The sequence below is a fragment of the Pseudomonas sp. F(2018) genome, from assembly GCF_005508865.1.
In the GTDB taxonomy this organism is placed as follows: domain Bacteria; phylum Pseudomonadota; class Gammaproteobacteria; order Pseudomonadales; family Pseudomonadaceae; genus Aquipseudomonas.
Map to the genome: position 1 here is coordinate 975,931 of NZ_SCOM01000002.1, position 16,187 is coordinate 992,117.

At 55.1% G+C, this 16,187-nt stretch carries 17 protein-coding genes; 6 read left to right on the forward strand and 11 right to left on the reverse strand.

Going from position 1 to position 16,187, the window contains the following annotated elements; genetic code table 11:
- Window positions 1-2 precede the first annotated feature (2 nt).
- Window positions 3-578, reverse strand: coding sequence for a recombinase family protein (locus FFS62_RS12615; protein WP_033902375.1), 576 nt, complete (start codon window positions 576-578; stop codon window positions 3-5).
- Between the two features lie 207 nt (window positions 579-785).
- Window positions 786-1,679 (reverse strand): cation transporter, encoded by an 894-nt coding sequence (locus tag FFS62_RS12620; RefSeq protein WP_033902376.1) that lies wholly within the window; start codon window positions 1,677-1,679, stop codon window positions 786-788.
- A 100-nt stretch (window positions 1,680-1,779) separates the two neighbouring features.
- On the opposite strand from FFS62_RS12620, the gene cadR reads away from it, so the two are divergent.
- The 6 genes from cadR to FFS62_RS12650 all read left to right on the forward strand — a co-directional run bounded on the left by cadR (window position 1,780) and on the right by FFS62_RS12650 (window position 6,318).
- Entirely contained in the window at window positions 1,780-2,187 is a 408-nt protein-coding gene (gene cadR / locus FFS62_RS12625) for a Cd(II)/Pb(II)-responsive transcriptional regulator (RefSeq protein ID WP_024015046.1), read from the forward strand.
- A gap of 130 nt (window positions 2,188-2,317) precedes the next feature.
- Window positions 2,318-2,665, forward strand: a complete 348-nt coding sequence (locus tag FFS62_RS12630) for a DUF3703 domain-containing protein (RefSeq protein ID WP_024015047.1) — start codon at window positions 2,318-2,320, stop codon at window positions 2,663-2,665.
- Window positions 2,662-3,171, forward strand: coding sequence for a signal peptidase II (gene lspA, locus FFS62_RS12635; RefSeq protein WP_003452327.1), 510 nt, complete (start codon window positions 2,662-2,664; stop codon window positions 3,169-3,171). The genes FFS62_RS12630 and lspA overlap by 4 nt, the downstream gene beginning before the upstream one ends.
- Window positions 3,171-3,917 (forward strand): AraC family transcriptional regulator, encoded by a 747-nt coding sequence (locus FFS62_RS12640; RefSeq protein WP_036992934.1) that lies wholly within the window; start codon window positions 3,171-3,173, stop codon window positions 3,915-3,917. Before lspA ends, FFS62_RS12640 begins: the two co-directional genes overlap by 1 nt.
- 68 nt (window positions 3,918-3,985) lie before the next feature.
- Entirely contained in the window at window positions 3,986-4,852 is an 867-nt protein-coding gene (locus tag FFS62_RS12645; protein ID WP_036992931.1) for a sterol desaturase family protein, read from the forward strand.
- Between the two features lie 380 nt (window positions 4,853-5,232).
- On the forward strand, window positions 5,233-6,318 hold the full coding sequence (locus tag FFS62_RS12650) for a hypothetical protein (RefSeq protein ID WP_137973155.1): 1,086 nt from the start codon (window positions 5,233-5,235) through the stop codon (window positions 6,316-6,318).
- Here FFS62_RS12650 and FFS62_RS12655 read toward each other — a convergent pair.
- The 9 genes from FFS62_RS12655 to FFS62_RS12695 all read right to left on the reverse strand — a co-directional run bounded on the left by FFS62_RS12655 (window position 6,304) and on the right by FFS62_RS12695 (window position 16,096).
- Window positions 6,304-7,842, reverse strand: coding sequence for a TniQ family protein (locus FFS62_RS12655; protein WP_137973156.1), 1,539 nt, complete (start codon window positions 7,840-7,842; stop codon window positions 6,304-6,306). The two genes, FFS62_RS12650 and FFS62_RS12655, sit on opposite strands and share 15 nt — an antisense overlap.
- Window positions 7,767-8,753, reverse strand: a complete 987-nt coding sequence (locus FFS62_RS12660; RefSeq protein ID WP_137973157.1) for an ATP-binding protein — start codon at window positions 8,751-8,753, stop codon at window positions 7,767-7,769. Before FFS62_RS12660 ends, FFS62_RS12655 begins: the two co-directional genes overlap by 76 nt.
- 12 nt (window positions 8,754-8,765) lie before the next feature.
- Window positions 8,766-10,655 carry an integrase gene (locus tag FFS62_RS12665; RefSeq protein WP_137973158.1) on the reverse strand — a complete coding sequence of 630 codons (1,890 nt, stop codon included), beginning with the start codon at window positions 10,653-10,655 and terminating at the stop codon, window positions 8,766-8,768.
- Window positions 10,648-11,286, reverse strand: coding sequence for a hypothetical protein (locus FFS62_RS12670; protein ID WP_137973159.1), 639 nt, complete (start codon window positions 11,284-11,286; stop codon window positions 10,648-10,650). The genes FFS62_RS12665 and FFS62_RS12670 overlap by 8 nt, the downstream gene beginning before the upstream one ends.
- Before the next feature lie 560 nt (window positions 11,287-11,846).
- Window positions 11,847-12,740 (reverse strand): UTP--glucose-1-phosphate uridylyltransferase GalU, encoded by an 894-nt coding sequence (galU, locus tag FFS62_RS12675; RefSeq protein WP_137973160.1) that lies wholly within the window; start codon window positions 12,738-12,740, stop codon window positions 11,847-11,849.
- Between the two features lie 74 nt (window positions 12,741-12,814).
- Window positions 12,815-13,258: a DUF421 domain-containing protein gene (locus FFS62_RS12680; RefSeq protein ID WP_137973161.1), complete on the reverse strand. Its 444-nt coding sequence runs from the start codon at window positions 13,256-13,258 to the stop codon at window positions 12,815-12,817.
- A 9-nt stretch (window positions 13,259-13,267) separates the two neighbouring features.
- Window positions 13,268-13,774: a hypothetical protein gene (locus tag FFS62_RS12685; RefSeq protein WP_137973162.1), complete on the reverse strand. Its 507-nt coding sequence runs from the start codon at window positions 13,772-13,774 to the stop codon at window positions 13,268-13,270.
- Between the two features lie 19 nt (window positions 13,775-13,793).
- Window positions 13,794-14,732, reverse strand: coding sequence for a class I SAM-dependent methyltransferase (locus tag FFS62_RS12690; RefSeq protein ID WP_137973163.1), 939 nt, complete (start codon window positions 14,730-14,732; stop codon window positions 13,794-13,796).
- A complete protein-coding gene (locus FFS62_RS12695) occupies window positions 14,732-16,096 on the reverse strand; it encodes an iron-containing redox enzyme family protein (RefSeq protein ID WP_256662222.1) in 1,365 nt (454 codons plus the stop codon). The genes FFS62_RS12690 and FFS62_RS12695 overlap by 1 nt, the downstream gene beginning before the upstream one ends.
- Between the last annotated feature and the right edge of the window lie 91 nt (window positions 16,097-16,187).

Below are 16,187 nucleotides of genomic sequence, written 5' to 3' on the forward strand. Positions count from 1 at the left end.
CTTTACGCCGCCCGCTGGGCATCACGCTCGGCCTCGGTGAGATAGTTGTAGAGCGTCGAGCGGCCGATGCCCATCATCCGACAGATTTCCGCCACGGTATGTTTCCGCTCATGGTAGAGGCGCAGGGCAAGCTCCTGCTTGGCCGGGTCGAGCCGTTTCTTGCGTCCGCCCTTGCGGCCTCGCGCCCGTGCAGCGGATAAGCCGGCTTGGGTGCGCTCGCGGATTAGGTTGCGTTCGAACTCGGCCAAGGCACCGAACAGGTGAAACACCAGGCGGCCACCAATCGAGGCGGTGTCGATGTTTTCCTGCAAGCTGCGCAAGCCGACGCCGGCGGCGTCCAATTGCTCAACCAGCCGGATCAGATCCTTCAGCGAGCGGCCGAGGCGATCCAGGCGCCAAATCACCACGGTGTCGTCACGGCGTAGCGTGGCCAGCAAAGCGGTCAAGCCAACCCGCTCAGCCTTGGCACCGCTGGCGGTATCCTCGAACACCCGCTCGCAGCCGATCTTCGCCAGAGCATCGCGTTGCAGATCGAGGAGTTGGTCGTCGGTCGAGACGCGGGCATATCCAATCAACATGGCGTTGTCCAACTATTCAGCGATAGTTCAGTGTAGTCGGATACTGAAAGATGGAGACTGTAGTTGGATGCCAACGATGCGGGTTTGCGTGGGAATTGCCTGCTCAGAGCGTGGAGTCCAACAAACGAAGGTTTATTGGACTGTCCGTACCATTGATGTTCACTTGTAGAAAGTGAGCCCATCGCGATGGAATACAGGATCGGTTGGTCAGGCTTTCAATGCCAGGATTCGGCGCGCACCGTTCAATACGATGAGGCCAACGACCGTACCAATCACCAAGTCTGGGTAGGGAGAGCCCGTCCACGCAACCAGCGCGCCGGCGACGATAACGCCAATGTTCGCGAGCACATCGTTGGCCGAAAAAATCCAGCTCGCTTTCATGTGTGCACCGCCTTCGCGATGGCCATAGATCATCAAGAGACAGCTGGCGTTTGCGACGAGTGCAACTAAGCCAATCCCCATCATCAGCATCGACTCAGGTTCGCTGCCATAGTGGAAGCGTCTAGCCACCTCCACGAGTACGCCCAGTGCCAACAGGATCTGAAAGAAACCCGCCAGGTGCGCAGCGCGAACTTGCAGCTGTGCACTGCGGCCGACGGCAAAGAGAGCCAAGCCATAGACGGCAGCATCCGCAAACATGTCCAGCGAGTCGGCAATAAGGCCCGTCGACTGAGCGATCAACCCTGCGCCCATCTCGATAACAAACATGGCAGCGTTGATGCCGAGCAAAATTTTCAGGGTGCTCGCCTCTTTCGACGCCGCTAATTCCTCATCAGCGCGATTGGTCGAGGCTGCTTCCTGACTAGCTGGTTGAGTCCCCAGTAGCGCTGCCCCTAGACCCAGGGACTCCAGCTTGGTAGTGATTGGGTCAACCGCCCCGTCATGGAAAGCGAGTACCTGCCTGCTGCTCAGATCAAAGGACAACGAACGAAGCTCAGGCAAGCTATTCAGCGCGAGCCGAATCATTCGCTCTTCCGAAGGGCAATCCATCTTGGGTACAGAAAAATGGCTGACCCAGGCTCCTTCGGTCGAGGGCGCGCTCGCTGCTTCAGCAGGCGCTGACACTGAACCGCAGCCACAGGATTTTTCACACGAGCTCATGATCCGCCTCTCCTATCAGGTTCAATTCTGGCAATTGAAAACCATATAGCAGGTATAGGGTCAAGCCTGGATATACTGGCTGTTTATCGAGGAGCAGCCTATGCGCATTGGTCAACTTGCACAGCTGACGGGAGCGGACATTCAGACCATTCGTTTCTATGAGCGCCAGGGCCTGCTTGCATCGCCCAATCGCCAGGCAAATGGCTACCGAGCCTACGAAGCGGATCATGTGGAGAAACTGCTGTTCATCCGCCGTTGCCGGTCCTTTGGCATGTCGTTGGACGAAATTGGTGTTTTGCAGAGCGTTCAAGCACAGCCGCAGCAACCGTGCGCGGCGGTCAATACGCTGCTTGATAGCCATATCGCCCAGGTCAGGGCCCAGATCGCATCCTTGCAAGCCCTGGAAAACCAGTTGGTGACGTTACGCAGCTGCTGCGATGACGAACGACAAAGCCTGGACTGCGGAATACTTTCGGGTCTAGTGGAGGGAGGCAAACGGCTTCCATAAGGCGCGCTAGAAAAGTGCCATTCGCTTCTGCTCAAAGCGTAGAGCTTGACCCTATAGCGGCTACAGGGTGTTCACTTGCACGATCGGCCCAGAATCATGGCCTTCCAACTGCTGCGCAAGTGAGTTCCAGATGAATACCGCCCTCCGCAATGCCATCGATGAAGCCTTTTTCCAGGCAAGGACAGCACTCCGTGAAAAGGCGCCAACCGAGGCATTCCCCTGGCTCGAGCGCGCCCACATCTTGAGCCAGCACATGCCCGTCCTGCATGCGCGGAGCCATTGGTTGATGCTAAGGGCTGGCTGGCAGTTGCGCGACTACCGGGAAATGTTCGGCCAAGCACCACGGATCATCGCTGCCGTGTTGTTCTCGAAGATCTGGGTACCGCTCGGCAATACCGGACGCGCGAGGATCAGTGCATTCGCGCCGATGCCCGTCTCACCCGGATTGCAGCGACTGTTTCAGGGAGCGAAACAATGAAATCGCCACTTGGAATGGCGCACCGTATCACTCCCGGGCTCTGGTGGACGCTATCGCTAGCCGTTGCCCTGGCCGACCAGGCGATCAAATATGTAATTGAGGGTTCGCTCTCGGTCGGCGCCGTGGTTCCTCTGACCCCAGTCTTCAATCTGGTCCATTTCTGGAATACCGGCGCAGCGTTCAGCTTCCTAGCTGACGCGGGCGGTTGGCAGCGCTACTTCTTCATTCTCCTCGCACTGGTTGTTTCGATTGGGCTCGCGTTGCTCTTGCGTAAGCCCAGGGCCAAGCTCGAAGCGCTGGGCTATAGCCTCATACTGGGAGGGGCAGTGGGGAATCTGATCGATCGCAGCTTCCGAGGCCATGTGATCGACTATCTGGATTTTTTCTGGCAATCCTGGCATTGGCCTGCATTCAACTTGGCGGACATCGGCATCGTGGGCGGTGCCGCCATGTTGCTCCTGAGCAGTGTGCTGAGTCCAAGCGCGGAACTGGACCGGGGCAGATAATGCGAAGCTCGGATGCCGCAGAAGTGGCTCGCTGGTCAGGCCATGCCTGGGTCGGCCCCGGTATCGGCGTCTTTCTCGGCCATGCCGCCCACCAGGATTGGCACCATCATCAAGCACATCAAATTGCAGTGGGGCTCGACGCCGCGATAACGGTTGAAACGCCGTTGGGTGGGCAATCTGGGGCTGCCATCTTGATTCCGGCAGGCTTGAAGCACCGGCTCAGTGCTGGGCAGGTCCTGTCGATCTACCTGGATGTGCTGTCCGATGAGGCGCGTGCCTTGCGGGTGAGCGGAGCCGTGAGGCTGATGGAGATCGTAGCGGCCGATATTGCTGCGATGGTCGAGGCACTGAGGGCGTCGGGGCATTCGCCTGTCCAGTTGCAGGCGCAGGTACGTCGGCTGTTGCGGCTTGCCGATCCACCAATCCCTGATCCGCGCTTGACCAAGGTCACCGCAGCGCTGCGCGAAGGCCAAATGGGGCGTGAGGCAATGGCCGCGTTGGTGCATTTGTCACCCACGCGTTTTTCCCATTGGTTCGTGGAGCAAACCGGCCTGCCGTTGCGCAGCTATGTCAAATGGCTGCGCCTCACCCAAGCCCTGCAACACCTGGCCAAAGGGGGACGGCTGACCGAAGCCGCGCATGCGGCGGGTTTTTCCGACTCGGCGCATTTCTCCCGGACATTCAGGGCGCTGCTGGGCATCGATCCGTCCTCCGCCCTGGCTGCGGTCGATCTCCAGAAGTCATAGCTCTTTCGTTCAAGTCGAACGTCGTCCTCTGCACCTACCGTGAAGGCTCTCTACATAGGAGCTGAGCGATGTCCACTTCTCTTCGATTCGCCCTACGCTGGTTGAGCTATCCGCTCGTGTTTGGTGGCAGCGCCGCCTTCATGGTCTGGGCCTTGTACGCCGGGGTGCCGTACTGGCCCAGCACACCCTTGGTAGCCGCAGTCGGTCTATTGGCCGTCGCGGGGCTGGAGCGTATCCAGCCTTTCCGGGAGGGCTGGCTGGAGGATCACCAGGACACCCTGACCGACCTGGTGCATATGCTGGTGAATCTTTCCGTCATCCAGTTCACCGCCGAAATCCTGGCCAGGCTGGGCGATGCAGTGCCGGCTACAGTTCGTCTCTTCCCAGTCGAGAGTCCACTTTGGGTTCAGCTGCTGCTGGTCGCCGTCGTGCTCGATCTGAGCCTGTATGCCATGCACCGCATCAGCCACCACGTACCCTGGCTGTGGCGTTTTCACATGATTCACCACAGCGCCGAGCGCTTGTACTGGATGAATGGGGAGCGCCGGCATCCCCTACATGCGATGCTCATGGCTGGCCCGGGATTGGTGCTGCTGTTTGCATCCGGCGCGCCTTCGGCAGTGGTTGCCACCTGGTTCGGCATTCTGACCGTTCACTTGGGCTTTCAGCACTCGAACCTGGATTACCGGCTGGGTTGGCTGCGCCATGTCATCGGGGTGGCTGAAATTCATCGTTGGCACCACAAGCGCGACTTCGAAGATGCCCAGGTGAACTTCGGCGAATTTCTGATGGTGTGGGATCGGCTATTCGGGACGTTCTACGACAGTACAGGAAAGCAGGGCGACGCCAATGTCGGCTTGCGTGAGAGGGACTATCCCAAGGGTTACCTTGGTCAGTTGACCGAACCCTTTGGGCGAGACCGAGCCCGCACATAGCGTAGTGGGCCTCAAAGCTGTAGGCCCCATGTGTTTGCCTGGAATGATCTGGCTCGTGGGCGGAAGAGACTAGATGTTCCCGCATGCCAAGCAGACATGCGCTCTAACGAGGCAATCGATTCACTACCTATAAGCCCCGTCATTTGCAATTAATGCTGGTTGGTAGCCATGGAATGCAGGTCAGCGCGGATAAATGCAGGTTCATTCGCAGCTAATACTGGTTTGCCGGGCCGGTCAGTCGCAGTTAATTCCGGTCGAAAATCGTATTGATTGCAGGTCGGGACGTTTTCGTTTGCAAGCCGTTACAGCTACCGACAGACAGCGATGTCGTGACTAAGCTGAAGTGCGGGCATTCCCCTTACTCAAGAAGGGACCTTACGATGAGCCAGCCAGCTGAAGGTACACACAAGGCCAGCGATGCGGAGCATTTCGCCTTGGGCTTTCCATATCGGCAGTCGGTAAGGATCCGGAGAGATCTAAAGCACTTTGATCTCTGGCTACAGGAAAACTACAAATTCACGATAGATAGACCAATCCCATTATCCATTATCTACAAGGATTTCTTTCTCAGCCACATAGAGCTCTATCCATGCAGAACAATGCCAGGTCGATTAATTTCTGCAGACTTGCAGTGTGAGCTGAGCAGATCTGGAATACTTAATGCCGAGGAACTCAGCTGCCAAAAAGTAGCATCGATAGTATTGTCAGTCATTCGATGGCAACACCATCGCTTCAGAAAAATAAATTTCCACAGTTTAATGAGTGACTTGATTCAATTTTACCGCCAGCTTCAATGGGTGACGCGCGATCAGGAACTCACTTACAAATCATCGCTGAAATCTAATAGAGCTTTAACTATTTTCCGGCGCCATCTAGCCAAAGGCCCAAGACCTGAGCGCGATCTAGCGATGATTTTGCTGTCCTGGGGATATGGATTCAGCCCATCAGAGCTAATACAACTGTCGCTCGATGACATCGAAGTCGATAAAAGACCTTTAGAATGGAGATGCCGCCGTTCTGAAGTGCCAGTAGCATTAGATCACATGACAGCAACCAGTATTTTCTGCCTCATGTGCGAAAGCCTTGATTTGATGGAATTCGAAATTCCCTGGCTCATCAATCGCCATGATGGATCAACTTGGCGCGCCCTCACCGAAATAGAGGTCGAGGTCATATTGGAGCGACATTATCGTTACGTCGGCGCTCTTTATGGATTTGAATATTACTTTGATCCAACCGGATATCCAACACCAGACCTCCTACCCCAGGAGGAGAAGCAATATACTAAAGCGCTAAAAAGGTTTACCAAGTATCTATATGCTAAACCTTGCTGCACTACCGAGGATCAAGATAATTGGGATGACGCCATACGAAACAGTTCTTCACAACGCCCCCCTAACGAAATTGGGCCCATTGATGAGCAACTTGATTGGGATGAAATCATTAGGAACTCAAGCCATGATTGAACTAAAAATTTTTGACAAGTTTTGACCGTGGAAAGAATTTCCATCTGTAAGTGGTAGCTCTGTATGTCCTTCACCTCTACCAACCTTCCATGACTGTGCCGATATGAATGTTAATATTGGCGCTCCCGTGTTCTGCTCGACAGCAATAACAGCCCAACACACGGGGTGAAAAAAACGCCGATAAGGCACTTCAACTACTTTCCGCGAAGGACAATCTGTTACCACTGCCATTCCTGCCGCTATTTGCTGATGAAGAAGAGTCAGAATTTCGCATGCAAGAATATGCTGGAGCAGCCAGCGTTGGGCCATGGGAGTAGTCATCTGACGGAATGTCTTATGCTCTTTCTTCTCCGCTATCCATGAAGTAATTCGCCTTTTACTGCCCCGGGCAGAGGAAAGTAACTCGCATGGCACCTTTGTATTGCGCCAGTAACATAGCCAATCGAGGTATGCGAGCACACCGTAGCAAGTTGAGGGAAGCAAAACCCCTTCAATATCACGCCACAATAGACCTAGTAGCCGCTGCGTTAGATTGAATTTAATCCGGTACCGTTTCCTGAAATTCCTGAATATTGATTTAGAAATACTCATCAGGTCATTGACAAGTATATCGAGCGACTCCTCAGTCTGCTCTAAAGGCGTAAATGAGGGGCGTAAAGTGGGAAATCCAAGCAACTCAGATTGCGATGGAGGAGCACACGCCAACTCTTGCAATTCATGAAATAAAGCAGTCTCTACTTTCGCAAACTGCTGAGCCGACTGCGAAAGCTGCAATACATTATCGCAATGAAGATCTGCGGGGCCAACGATGTCAAAGGAAATTCGCTTATTTTTAGTAGTCGCTAGCATCTGGTGGACGCTTCGCAATCGCTCCATGCCTGGTGCACTAATAAATCGTAAAGACTGAGAGTTGCGTTCAATTCCGAGCTTATGACCGCAGTGCCAACAGCCATAGAGCTGTTTGAATAACTCGGCATGAAGCTCATAACTCATTATTGCTGAGCAATGCATGCATTGACTGATCAAGCCAATGCCATGTACAGGGCACGATTCGATTAGCTCATATTGGAATAGCGTGTAATGCCTGCCTTGTGATAAACAAATTGGGCAAAACCGCAACGCTGGAGCTACATATCGATCAGAGTCGATATAGGTGGGATTCAAAAATAGGAAGCTTGCTTGCTGAGGGCTTAAATGTAATAACTCTTGCAAGCCAATCATCCCTACCGACTCAAGATACGCAAGGTTCTTAATGCGCTTGCATTTAGTGGGCTGTGAATCGGAGCATTCCTTGACGATCTTGATTAGCGAGTCACCTTTGACAACGTTGTATAATCCAAACCTGGATAGAATGGAATACATAGATTCATAAGGGATATATCTTGGCCGTAACCCACAGTACTTGGGTCTTGTGTGAAACAACTCAGCCTGCAGGGTGATAATCACTTCTAGCGGAGTGCATGTGCGGTTTTTGAGTTGGCCATGGCTGCCTGAAACCAAGACTCCTTGATTAGCTTCATGCATGCATCCTTAGAGAGGGAGAAGCTTGAGCTGTCGCTGTCAGAATTTTCCGTTAGGAACATTTCAATGGTTTTCGTGAAATATTTCATGGGGACCTCCATTTCAGCTTTAATATTCAAAGCGCTATATGACTCTTTAAATCCATTCCAGAGCATCTCCCCATAACTCTGAAGCCGAACTCCTGCATCAAAAGCCTCAGGCAAGAAAAATCGCGTATATGACCAGCCGCTTTCTTCCGGATAAGTAGCGCTATCATAATATCCGAGGCATTCTATAAAGTCCTCTTTATCACGAATGCCGCGAAATGGGTGCTCATAAAGCATAAATCTATTAACTATGGCCTCCCCTTCTTCGCCGGTTTTTAATAAGGCTTCCTTCTGATCTTGCAATTCATGCTGGCCAACCAATATAGGCAGCAACGTAACGCCACGCAACATTAAGTCATTGTAGACGTCCTTGATCCAATCGTAATGAAGAGGCTCTAAACGTGATGCCTCATCAATGAACAATATAAATACTTTGTGCGGGTCATTCAACGCAGCATCGGCAATGAAATTTACCAATCGTGAATGCTTAATACTAGTACTACAGCGATCAGCTGACTTTGCATGCCCAACAACCTCCAGCAAGGAGACATAAAAATTTCCCTTATGCGGGGAAATATCTCGTTTTGCATTGTAAATTTTCACTGGGATATTGGGGTGATCGATGTTTAAGCATTGCCTGCAGTACATCATAGCGCTGGTTTTGCCGTATCGAACGCGTCCGTAAATAACCAACCCAGAATCACGCCTCCTGATTACTTTAAGCACCATGGCGTAAGTTTCGCCAATAGAATGCGTAGGCATCAAATAGGTTCGATTGCTAACTGGATGTTCACCTATGCTGACGGGCCGCATATTTTTGATATCCATGTTTTTACCCTCTCAGAGTGTGAAAACCTTGGTCAATCTAACGCGCTCTACGTCTGATTTATCTGTATCCTCGGATTTGACTCCATTGTCGGAAAGGATGTCGTCACTATGGATTCGCCCAGTCTCTCTATACAGATAGGTAGCGTCACTCCGTGAAATGCTACCCTCCGCCGTTTTGTAACGATGGAAGGCCTCGCTGGGCGTTTCCTCTCTCGCAAACTGGAATTGACCTCTCTTTGTCGCCCTCCATAGCTCACTACGTACCTTCAAGCTATGCGGTTGGAGGTACCAAGGATGAGGAGGACTCAAAACACCAACGAATGCACCATCTTCATCCAAGAGTCTGACAAATGACACATCTTCTCTCGAATACTCAATGAACATAGTCCGGCCAGCCGAGTCGCTCCTTAGAATGTTAGGGTTTTTATACTTTAAGTATGCAAAGTTCACATACGCGCCGCCATACTTTGAAGAAGTCCGCACAACTACTGACTCTCTAGACATTGTGAATAATATCGAATCTCTAAATGTCTCAGCCAATTCATTGGGAGGAAGGAGCGCTTGCCCTCGCCGCATACAAAATAACTCTAACGGCGAATGCGATTGCAATGATGAATGGGGGCGACCATTGTAGTCCGAGATGACTGTATCGATACTGCTTCTGAGTTCATCTAACGTTAAAAGCATCTTTAACGGATTCTTTGACTTGGGAGATAGCCGCTCGATGATTTTGTCGCGGCTATCGCTGCCAGTAGTACCAACTATTCGATGTGAGTAGTGCTGTACAATAAACAAGAAGAATCGCTCGATAATGGCTCTATCGTTAGGCGTATGAGGCCTGCCGAACTCAGCAACACACCCTATTCGATCATGAAGAATTCGTACTACATTTGTAGCTTTGTGGGCCCATGCATTATCAAGCTTAAGCGTCGACCAAGTTTCCCATGCATGGCCATGTTCACTCGGAAATCCACCAGAAACTGAGTACCGAATACTTTGATTGACCTGGGGCAGTCGCTGGTGGGGCGACAAGCTATTGAAAATTGCCTTCAATAAGTCGACTTGATCGTATGTACGCCCAAGAGCTATAGAGTAGCCCAACACACAGCGTGAAAAAGCCTCAATTAGCAAAATTAGCCAAACCCGTAAAATCTCATATCTCACGGGCTGCCCATAGCCATCTAATTCTTGTATGACCAACCGGAAGTCAAGCATGTGCCCGTCTGCCTCAACCTGTTGCATAACATCGGTTGGCGGTACATTGTCATTGTGGTCGGAATCATTGCGTTCTTTTTCATTGTGCGCCTTTATCTCTTTATGCTTAGCCTTTATATGCTCCCTCAAGGCAGAGCGGGCGAGTGTCTTTCGACTAAATGGATACTGATCGTTGCTGATCGACAATGATTTGCAATGCTCGAGAAATGCGTTATGTAGGACATCAAAGCTAACGCCTCCCTGACGACGCGACTTATAAGAACGGGCAACCCCTTCCAGCCATTCTCTTATCTTGGGATGTTCAGATAGCAGCTTATCAAATGCCCCGGCATCACCCTGAAAGCCACCATCCGTTGAGTTGCGTAGCTCTTTCTCTCTTTTATATTTTTGATCGCCATTTCGCCTATACGGAATAGCTCCTTTGTAACCAAGAGCGACTCCCTCCTCATCCATTGCAAGGCAATTATTTATAGAGCGGTACAACGTGCTTCGGGGGACACCATATACATCTTCTATCTCGGTTAAAGTTGCACGACAATTCAAGTATGCCTGAATTGCTTTAATTCTGTTTTCCGCTTCCTCCCGTATGCTCTCAGGAATAAGATCAATATCTATGCTCTTCCACCCATCACAAGAATTCCCAGCGGCGAGAAATTCCCTGCGGGAAAATCGAGGTGATTCACCCATGCCGCCCCCGAATAATATGTACTTTTGTTGCCCCTCCTATTCTTTTGCACTGCAAGTCCGACAGCTCCACTTTGCCCCGCCTGACAAGCTCAAACAACATTGCCGCTGCGCTCTCTGGATATTTTTCCTGTAGGTCTCTCACCGCATTACTTATTGTTCCTTTGCTGCGATCAATCGCATGCAATGTAAAATCGAGATTTCTATCTGTGAATGTATCTCTATGCTTATTGATATAGGACAGCATGCTGAGCAAATTCTCAACGTGCACCTGCTGTTCGATCTTGCACTTTAAATCCAAGACTTCGACCTTAATTCCTCCGTCATTGCAGTACTCAATAATTTCATTTTTAGTGCCTTCGGTGACTTCCCGCTTGGAAAAAACCAAATGCAAAACACCTTGCATTTCATATTGAAGCGCAACGGATATTTTTTTATTACTAAGATTTAAACTCACCTGATTTGCGAGCACATCAGTGATGTAAGGGTTGAACTCAGTTTCGGCCCAGCGCCAAAAACTAGGCCGGCAGTAAAGTCGCACTTGGCCATTGTTCTTGGGGCTATATGCCAAAAATTCGGGCGCCCCGGCCGGCCTGCCCATTGATTGCAGTGTGATATAGGCTGACACTTGCATGGCCTCTTCGCGTGTACGCGAGAATGCTCACAAAATCAGAAGGTTAAAAGAGTTTCAAATTTGTAGAGCAAGCGCGAGAGTTTCAAATTCCTAGGAATTATGGTGCCAGTTTCTAAGCATGACGGATTATTTAGATATAGAGAAATATTGACTAATAATCAGGCGAAATAAAAAAGCCGCTCAATGTCTGTCAAATACAGATTTTTTGCGGCTTATGAAAAGTTTCGGATTCAATTTGTCGCAGTATTACGGAGTCGCAAGAAGCTCGCTCTGCCCGGCTGATAACTGGTCCCCTATCTCGGCTTTGAAATCTGGAATGCACACACCTGCAACAGGTTCGCCAGTCGCCGATCTTTCGTTGGGCTCGGCGCTGCAGTGGTTTGGCCGAGTGATGCTCTTATTGGCCGTGGGACTGGCGATGTTCACCGATCTGTATCACCAGGTCAGTGGCATCACGCTGATTGCGCTACTGGGCATGCTCGGGCTGCTATCGCCGGTGTCGGTACGTCTAATTCTGACCCTGTACCTGATGAGCCCGAGCAAGAAAGATCCAACCGGCCCTAGGCCATCGAACCGGTCTCCAGTTCGGCCGGCTCCGTCACTACCTTGGCCTGCGGCTTCTCATGCTGGGGCTTGTACAGATGCTCGAAGCAGAAATTGGTCGCCTCGACATAGCCTTCCGCCGCGCCGCAGTCGAAGCGTCTGCCCTTGAACTTGTAGGCCAGCACGCAGCCTTGCTGGGCCTGCTTGAGCAAGGCGTCGGTGATCTGGATCTCGCCGCCCTTGCCCGGCTCGGTCTGCTCGATGAGCTTGAAGATGTCGGGCGTGAGGATGTAGCGGCCGATGATCGCCAGGTTCGATGGCGCGTCTTCCGGGCGAGGTTTCTCCACCATGCGATCGACCCGGAAGATGTCGTCGCGAATGGCCTCGCCGGATATCACCCCGTATTTCGACACCTCTTCGGGCGGCACTTCCTGGATGGCCACGATGCTGCAGCGGAACTGGTTGTACAGCTTGACCATCTGCGTCAGCACGCCATCGCCGCCGGGGTTCAGGCACAGGTCATCGGCCAGCACCACGGCGAAGGCCTCGTCGCCGATCAGCGGACGGCCGGTGAGAATCGCGTGACCGAGGCCCTTCATCTCGACCTGGCGCGTATAGGAAAAGGTGCATTGATCGATCAGGCGGCGAATGCCACGCAAGGCATTTTCCTTGCTGGTATTGCTGATCTCGTGCTCCAGCTCGTAGCTGATGTCGAAGTGATCCTCCAGCGAACGCTTGCCGCGTCCCGTGACCATGGCGATCTGCGTCAGGCCGGCCTGGTAGGCTTCCTCGACGCCGTACTGGATCAGCGGCGTATCCACCACCGGCAGCATTTCCTTGGGCATGGACTTGGTGGCGGGAAGGAAGCGGGTTCCGTAGCCCGCGGCGGGAAACAGGCATTTCTTGATCATCGTGGTCTCACCGATTGACGTGTCAGCATTGATCAGCTGACTGGCCCGGTTCCGCTCTAGTTCAAGGTTTTTCCTCAGTCTTCCTGCGGGATGATGGATATCTTGCCGTTGCGTTCGATGATGGCGAACTTGATCTGCTCTACCCGCTCGATGCCGCTTTCGCGTGCCGATTCCATGATGTCGTCGAGCTTCAGGCGCGACTTTTCCAGGCGCTTTTCCAGCGGCACACCGTTCTCCACCACGATGGTCGGCGTGCCGTCGAGCAGCGCGGCGAAACGCTGCGAATGACGCTTGAGCAGCGAGGCCCCCACATCGAGAACGATCAAGGTGATGATCACCAGCAAGGCGTTGGTCAGCGAAAAGTCCTCGCCGAGCAAGGCCTGCTGGGTGGCCTCGCCGATGATCAGCAGCAGCACGAAGTCGAAGGTGGTCAGCTGGGCCAGCGAGCGGCGCCCGGCCAGCTTGAACAGCACGACCAAAGCGAGATAGATGGCGGCGGCGCGAAGTACGGCGTCCATGGGCGAGCCTCAGGGCAGGATCAGTTGTTGCAACGCGACGCGCTGCGCGCCGGTGCCGATGCTGGCGTCGTAGCGCCCGATGCCCTCGGCGCGCATATCCAGGCGCAGGCGCACCCTGCCCTGGCCATCCGCAGCTGCCAGCAGGCGATGGCCGGAGCCGTCGAACGTCGCGCTGCGCAGCGGTTGCGGCTCGATGGTCTCGATGCTGACGCCATCGAACAGCTCGCCGCTCAGGTCGATTTCCACCTGCCGCTCCCCTGCCCCCTGCACTTCGATCAGCAGCTCCGAATGCGCCCCGTTGCGGGCGACACGCTGGTATTCCACCTGCAGTCGCCCGTCGGCGCTGCTGGCCTTGGCCGAGCTCAGCGGGCCCTTGCCGAATATCCCGGCCAGGGCCAGCAGGACAACTACGAGCAGGCAACACCAGCCAACCCGTTCCACGCGCCAGGCCCTGAGCTGCAGTGGCATGTCTTCACGCACCGGCTCGGTTCTGCTGCGGGCTTCATCTGCATTCATCGATTCGCTCTCCGCTCGATCAGCTGCGAGTGATGGTCAGTACCACCGCGGCGATACGCTCGACCGCCTCGTAACCGGGTTCCAGCAGCTGCTCACTGAACAGGTCCGGATCCATTTCGCGGTAGCTCCAGACGAAGTCCTGCCCGGCCAGGTAGGCCTTGCAGTGCTCCAGTAGCGGATCGCGCCCGGCGACCATGGCCACGCCGGTGTACAGCAACAGGCTGCCGCCCGGTGCCAGGCGTGGCAGCGCTGCGTCGATCAGGGTAAAGGCCAGTTCCGCGCCCAGCGCACCGCCGCCGTGGCGATACGGACGCTGCTGCGGATCGAGCATGTAGGGCGGATTGCTCAGGATCAGGTCGAACTGGCCGCTGACTGCGTCGAGCAGATCGCTGCGCAGTACGCGCAGATTGCCGATGCCGGCCAGGCGCGCGTTGACCTCGGTGTACTCCAGCGCCAGCGGATTGATATCGAGGGCGAAGACCTCCGCCGCGCTGTCGGCCTGAGCCACCAGCAGTGCGCCCGGGCCAGCCCCGCAGCCGATATCGGCGACCCGGTGCAAGGGATTGGCAGGCTGCTGGCGCAGGTGCTGTTCGATGGCCTGGGCGTAGCGATAGGTGTCCGGGCCGAAGAACACCGCATCGTCCTCCTGGGTCGGGTAGCGCGAATGCACGTAGAGTTCGTCGCCCAGGCTGGACCAGCGCACGGTGCTGAGCCAGCCGCTGTGCGGCGTCTCCAGCAAGGCGTTGGCACTGTCCAGCAGACCGAACAACTCGTCGCCGATGGTCTCGCGCTGGAACGGCCGGCTCCAGCCGAACACACCGGCTAGGTCATTCGCCCAGGCATTCTCTGGGCGTGCGTTGACCCGGCTGTGGGTCAGTGGCGTTACCGTGGTGAAGTGATAGGCGCGGGCATGCAGGGCCTGGCCGAGGCGCAGCAAATGGCGATTGACCCGGCCCATCAGCGGTGGCTCGCCGCGAACAGGCGGGTCGCCAACAGGCCGGCCGGCGTGTGATGCAGGGCCGGCGACATCAGCTCGATCAGTCGCGCGCTGCGTTGCGCGGTGGACAGCTGCTCCAGCTCCGCCAGCAGGGCACGGGTCTCGCTGGCGAAGTCGCCCTCGCCGGTTTCCTGTGGCGCCTCCTGGCGCTGGGTGATGGACGCGCCCTCCTCACCCAGCCATTCGCCGGCGATCCAGTCGTGTAGCAGTTGCCGCTCGTAGGGATTGAACACGCCGAACATGGCCGCCTTCTGGCCGTCGATCAGCTGCCAGAAGTGGCTGTCCTGCGGATCCTGATGGCGGCGTATCCAGCCTCGCGCCTGCAGCGCGGCGAGAAAGTCGCCCATGCGACCCGGCGCGCCGAGCCACTGGTTGACCGTGCGACCGTCGATGCGGCAGTGATCGGAGTGCACTCGTCCGGCGACCTGGCGCTTGCGCTCGAACATGGCCAGCAACTCGTGCTCGAGGTCGAATTCGTCGATCACCGCATTGCTGCCACGACCCAGCTCGTTGAGCCGGTAGCCGAGGCTGACGCGGTGCAGGAACTCGTCGCGATCACCGACCACCGGCAGGTTGTCGAGCAGCGCCTGCACGGCGCGCTGGGCGTGGCCGCTGGCGGCGTTGTCGATGGTCACGTGCAGCTGGAAATAATAAGGATCGATGCCCAGCTCGCCGAGCTCGTAGGTGCAGATCAGCAGGTGCAGCGGCAACTGTTCGTAGCCCAGGTTGTAGCCGATCAGCTCCGGCAGGTAGCGCTCGGCCAGGTAGCCGAGGGCCAGCTGCTGCACGCCCTGGATATAGTGGGCATCGCTCAATCCGCTCAGCTCGTCGCAACCGTGCTCGGCCAGCAGGCGGCGGTACAGCAGCACATGGTTCTGCGCCGGCTGACCGCTGCCCAGTTCCTCGACATAGGTTTGCACCAGCGGCTGGAAGCGCAGCTCGTGCCAGTGTGGCAGCACGCCGTACAGCCAGGCGCCGTCCACCAGTTTGGTCGGCGCCACGCCACGCAGAAAATACAGGGCGTGGGCGCGGCCGCTGAAGTAGCGGCGCGGCTCGCCGCGCTTGCGCGCCTGCAGGTACTCGGCGTAGGCCTCGGTGGTGCGTTTGGCGCCCGCCCTCACCCACTCCAGCAGGCGCTGCGGATCTGCCGGCAGGTCGCAGGGCAGGCGCTCGGCCATGGCCAGCTGGGTATCGAGAAAATCCCCGGCCCGGGCCAGGCTGGCGGCATCCGCCGGCCCGCGCAGCAGCGCTTCGTAGGTGTCGCGCACCGGGTGGCAATCCACCGCGCTCAGCGGGCAAGTCGGGGTCGGTGCAATGGTACTCATGGTCATGGCAGGGTTCTCGCACGATGCCTGGTATCAGTGGGAGTGCCGGTGCGCCGCAAAGATTCCACCAACAGGATTGGCGGGTTACTTG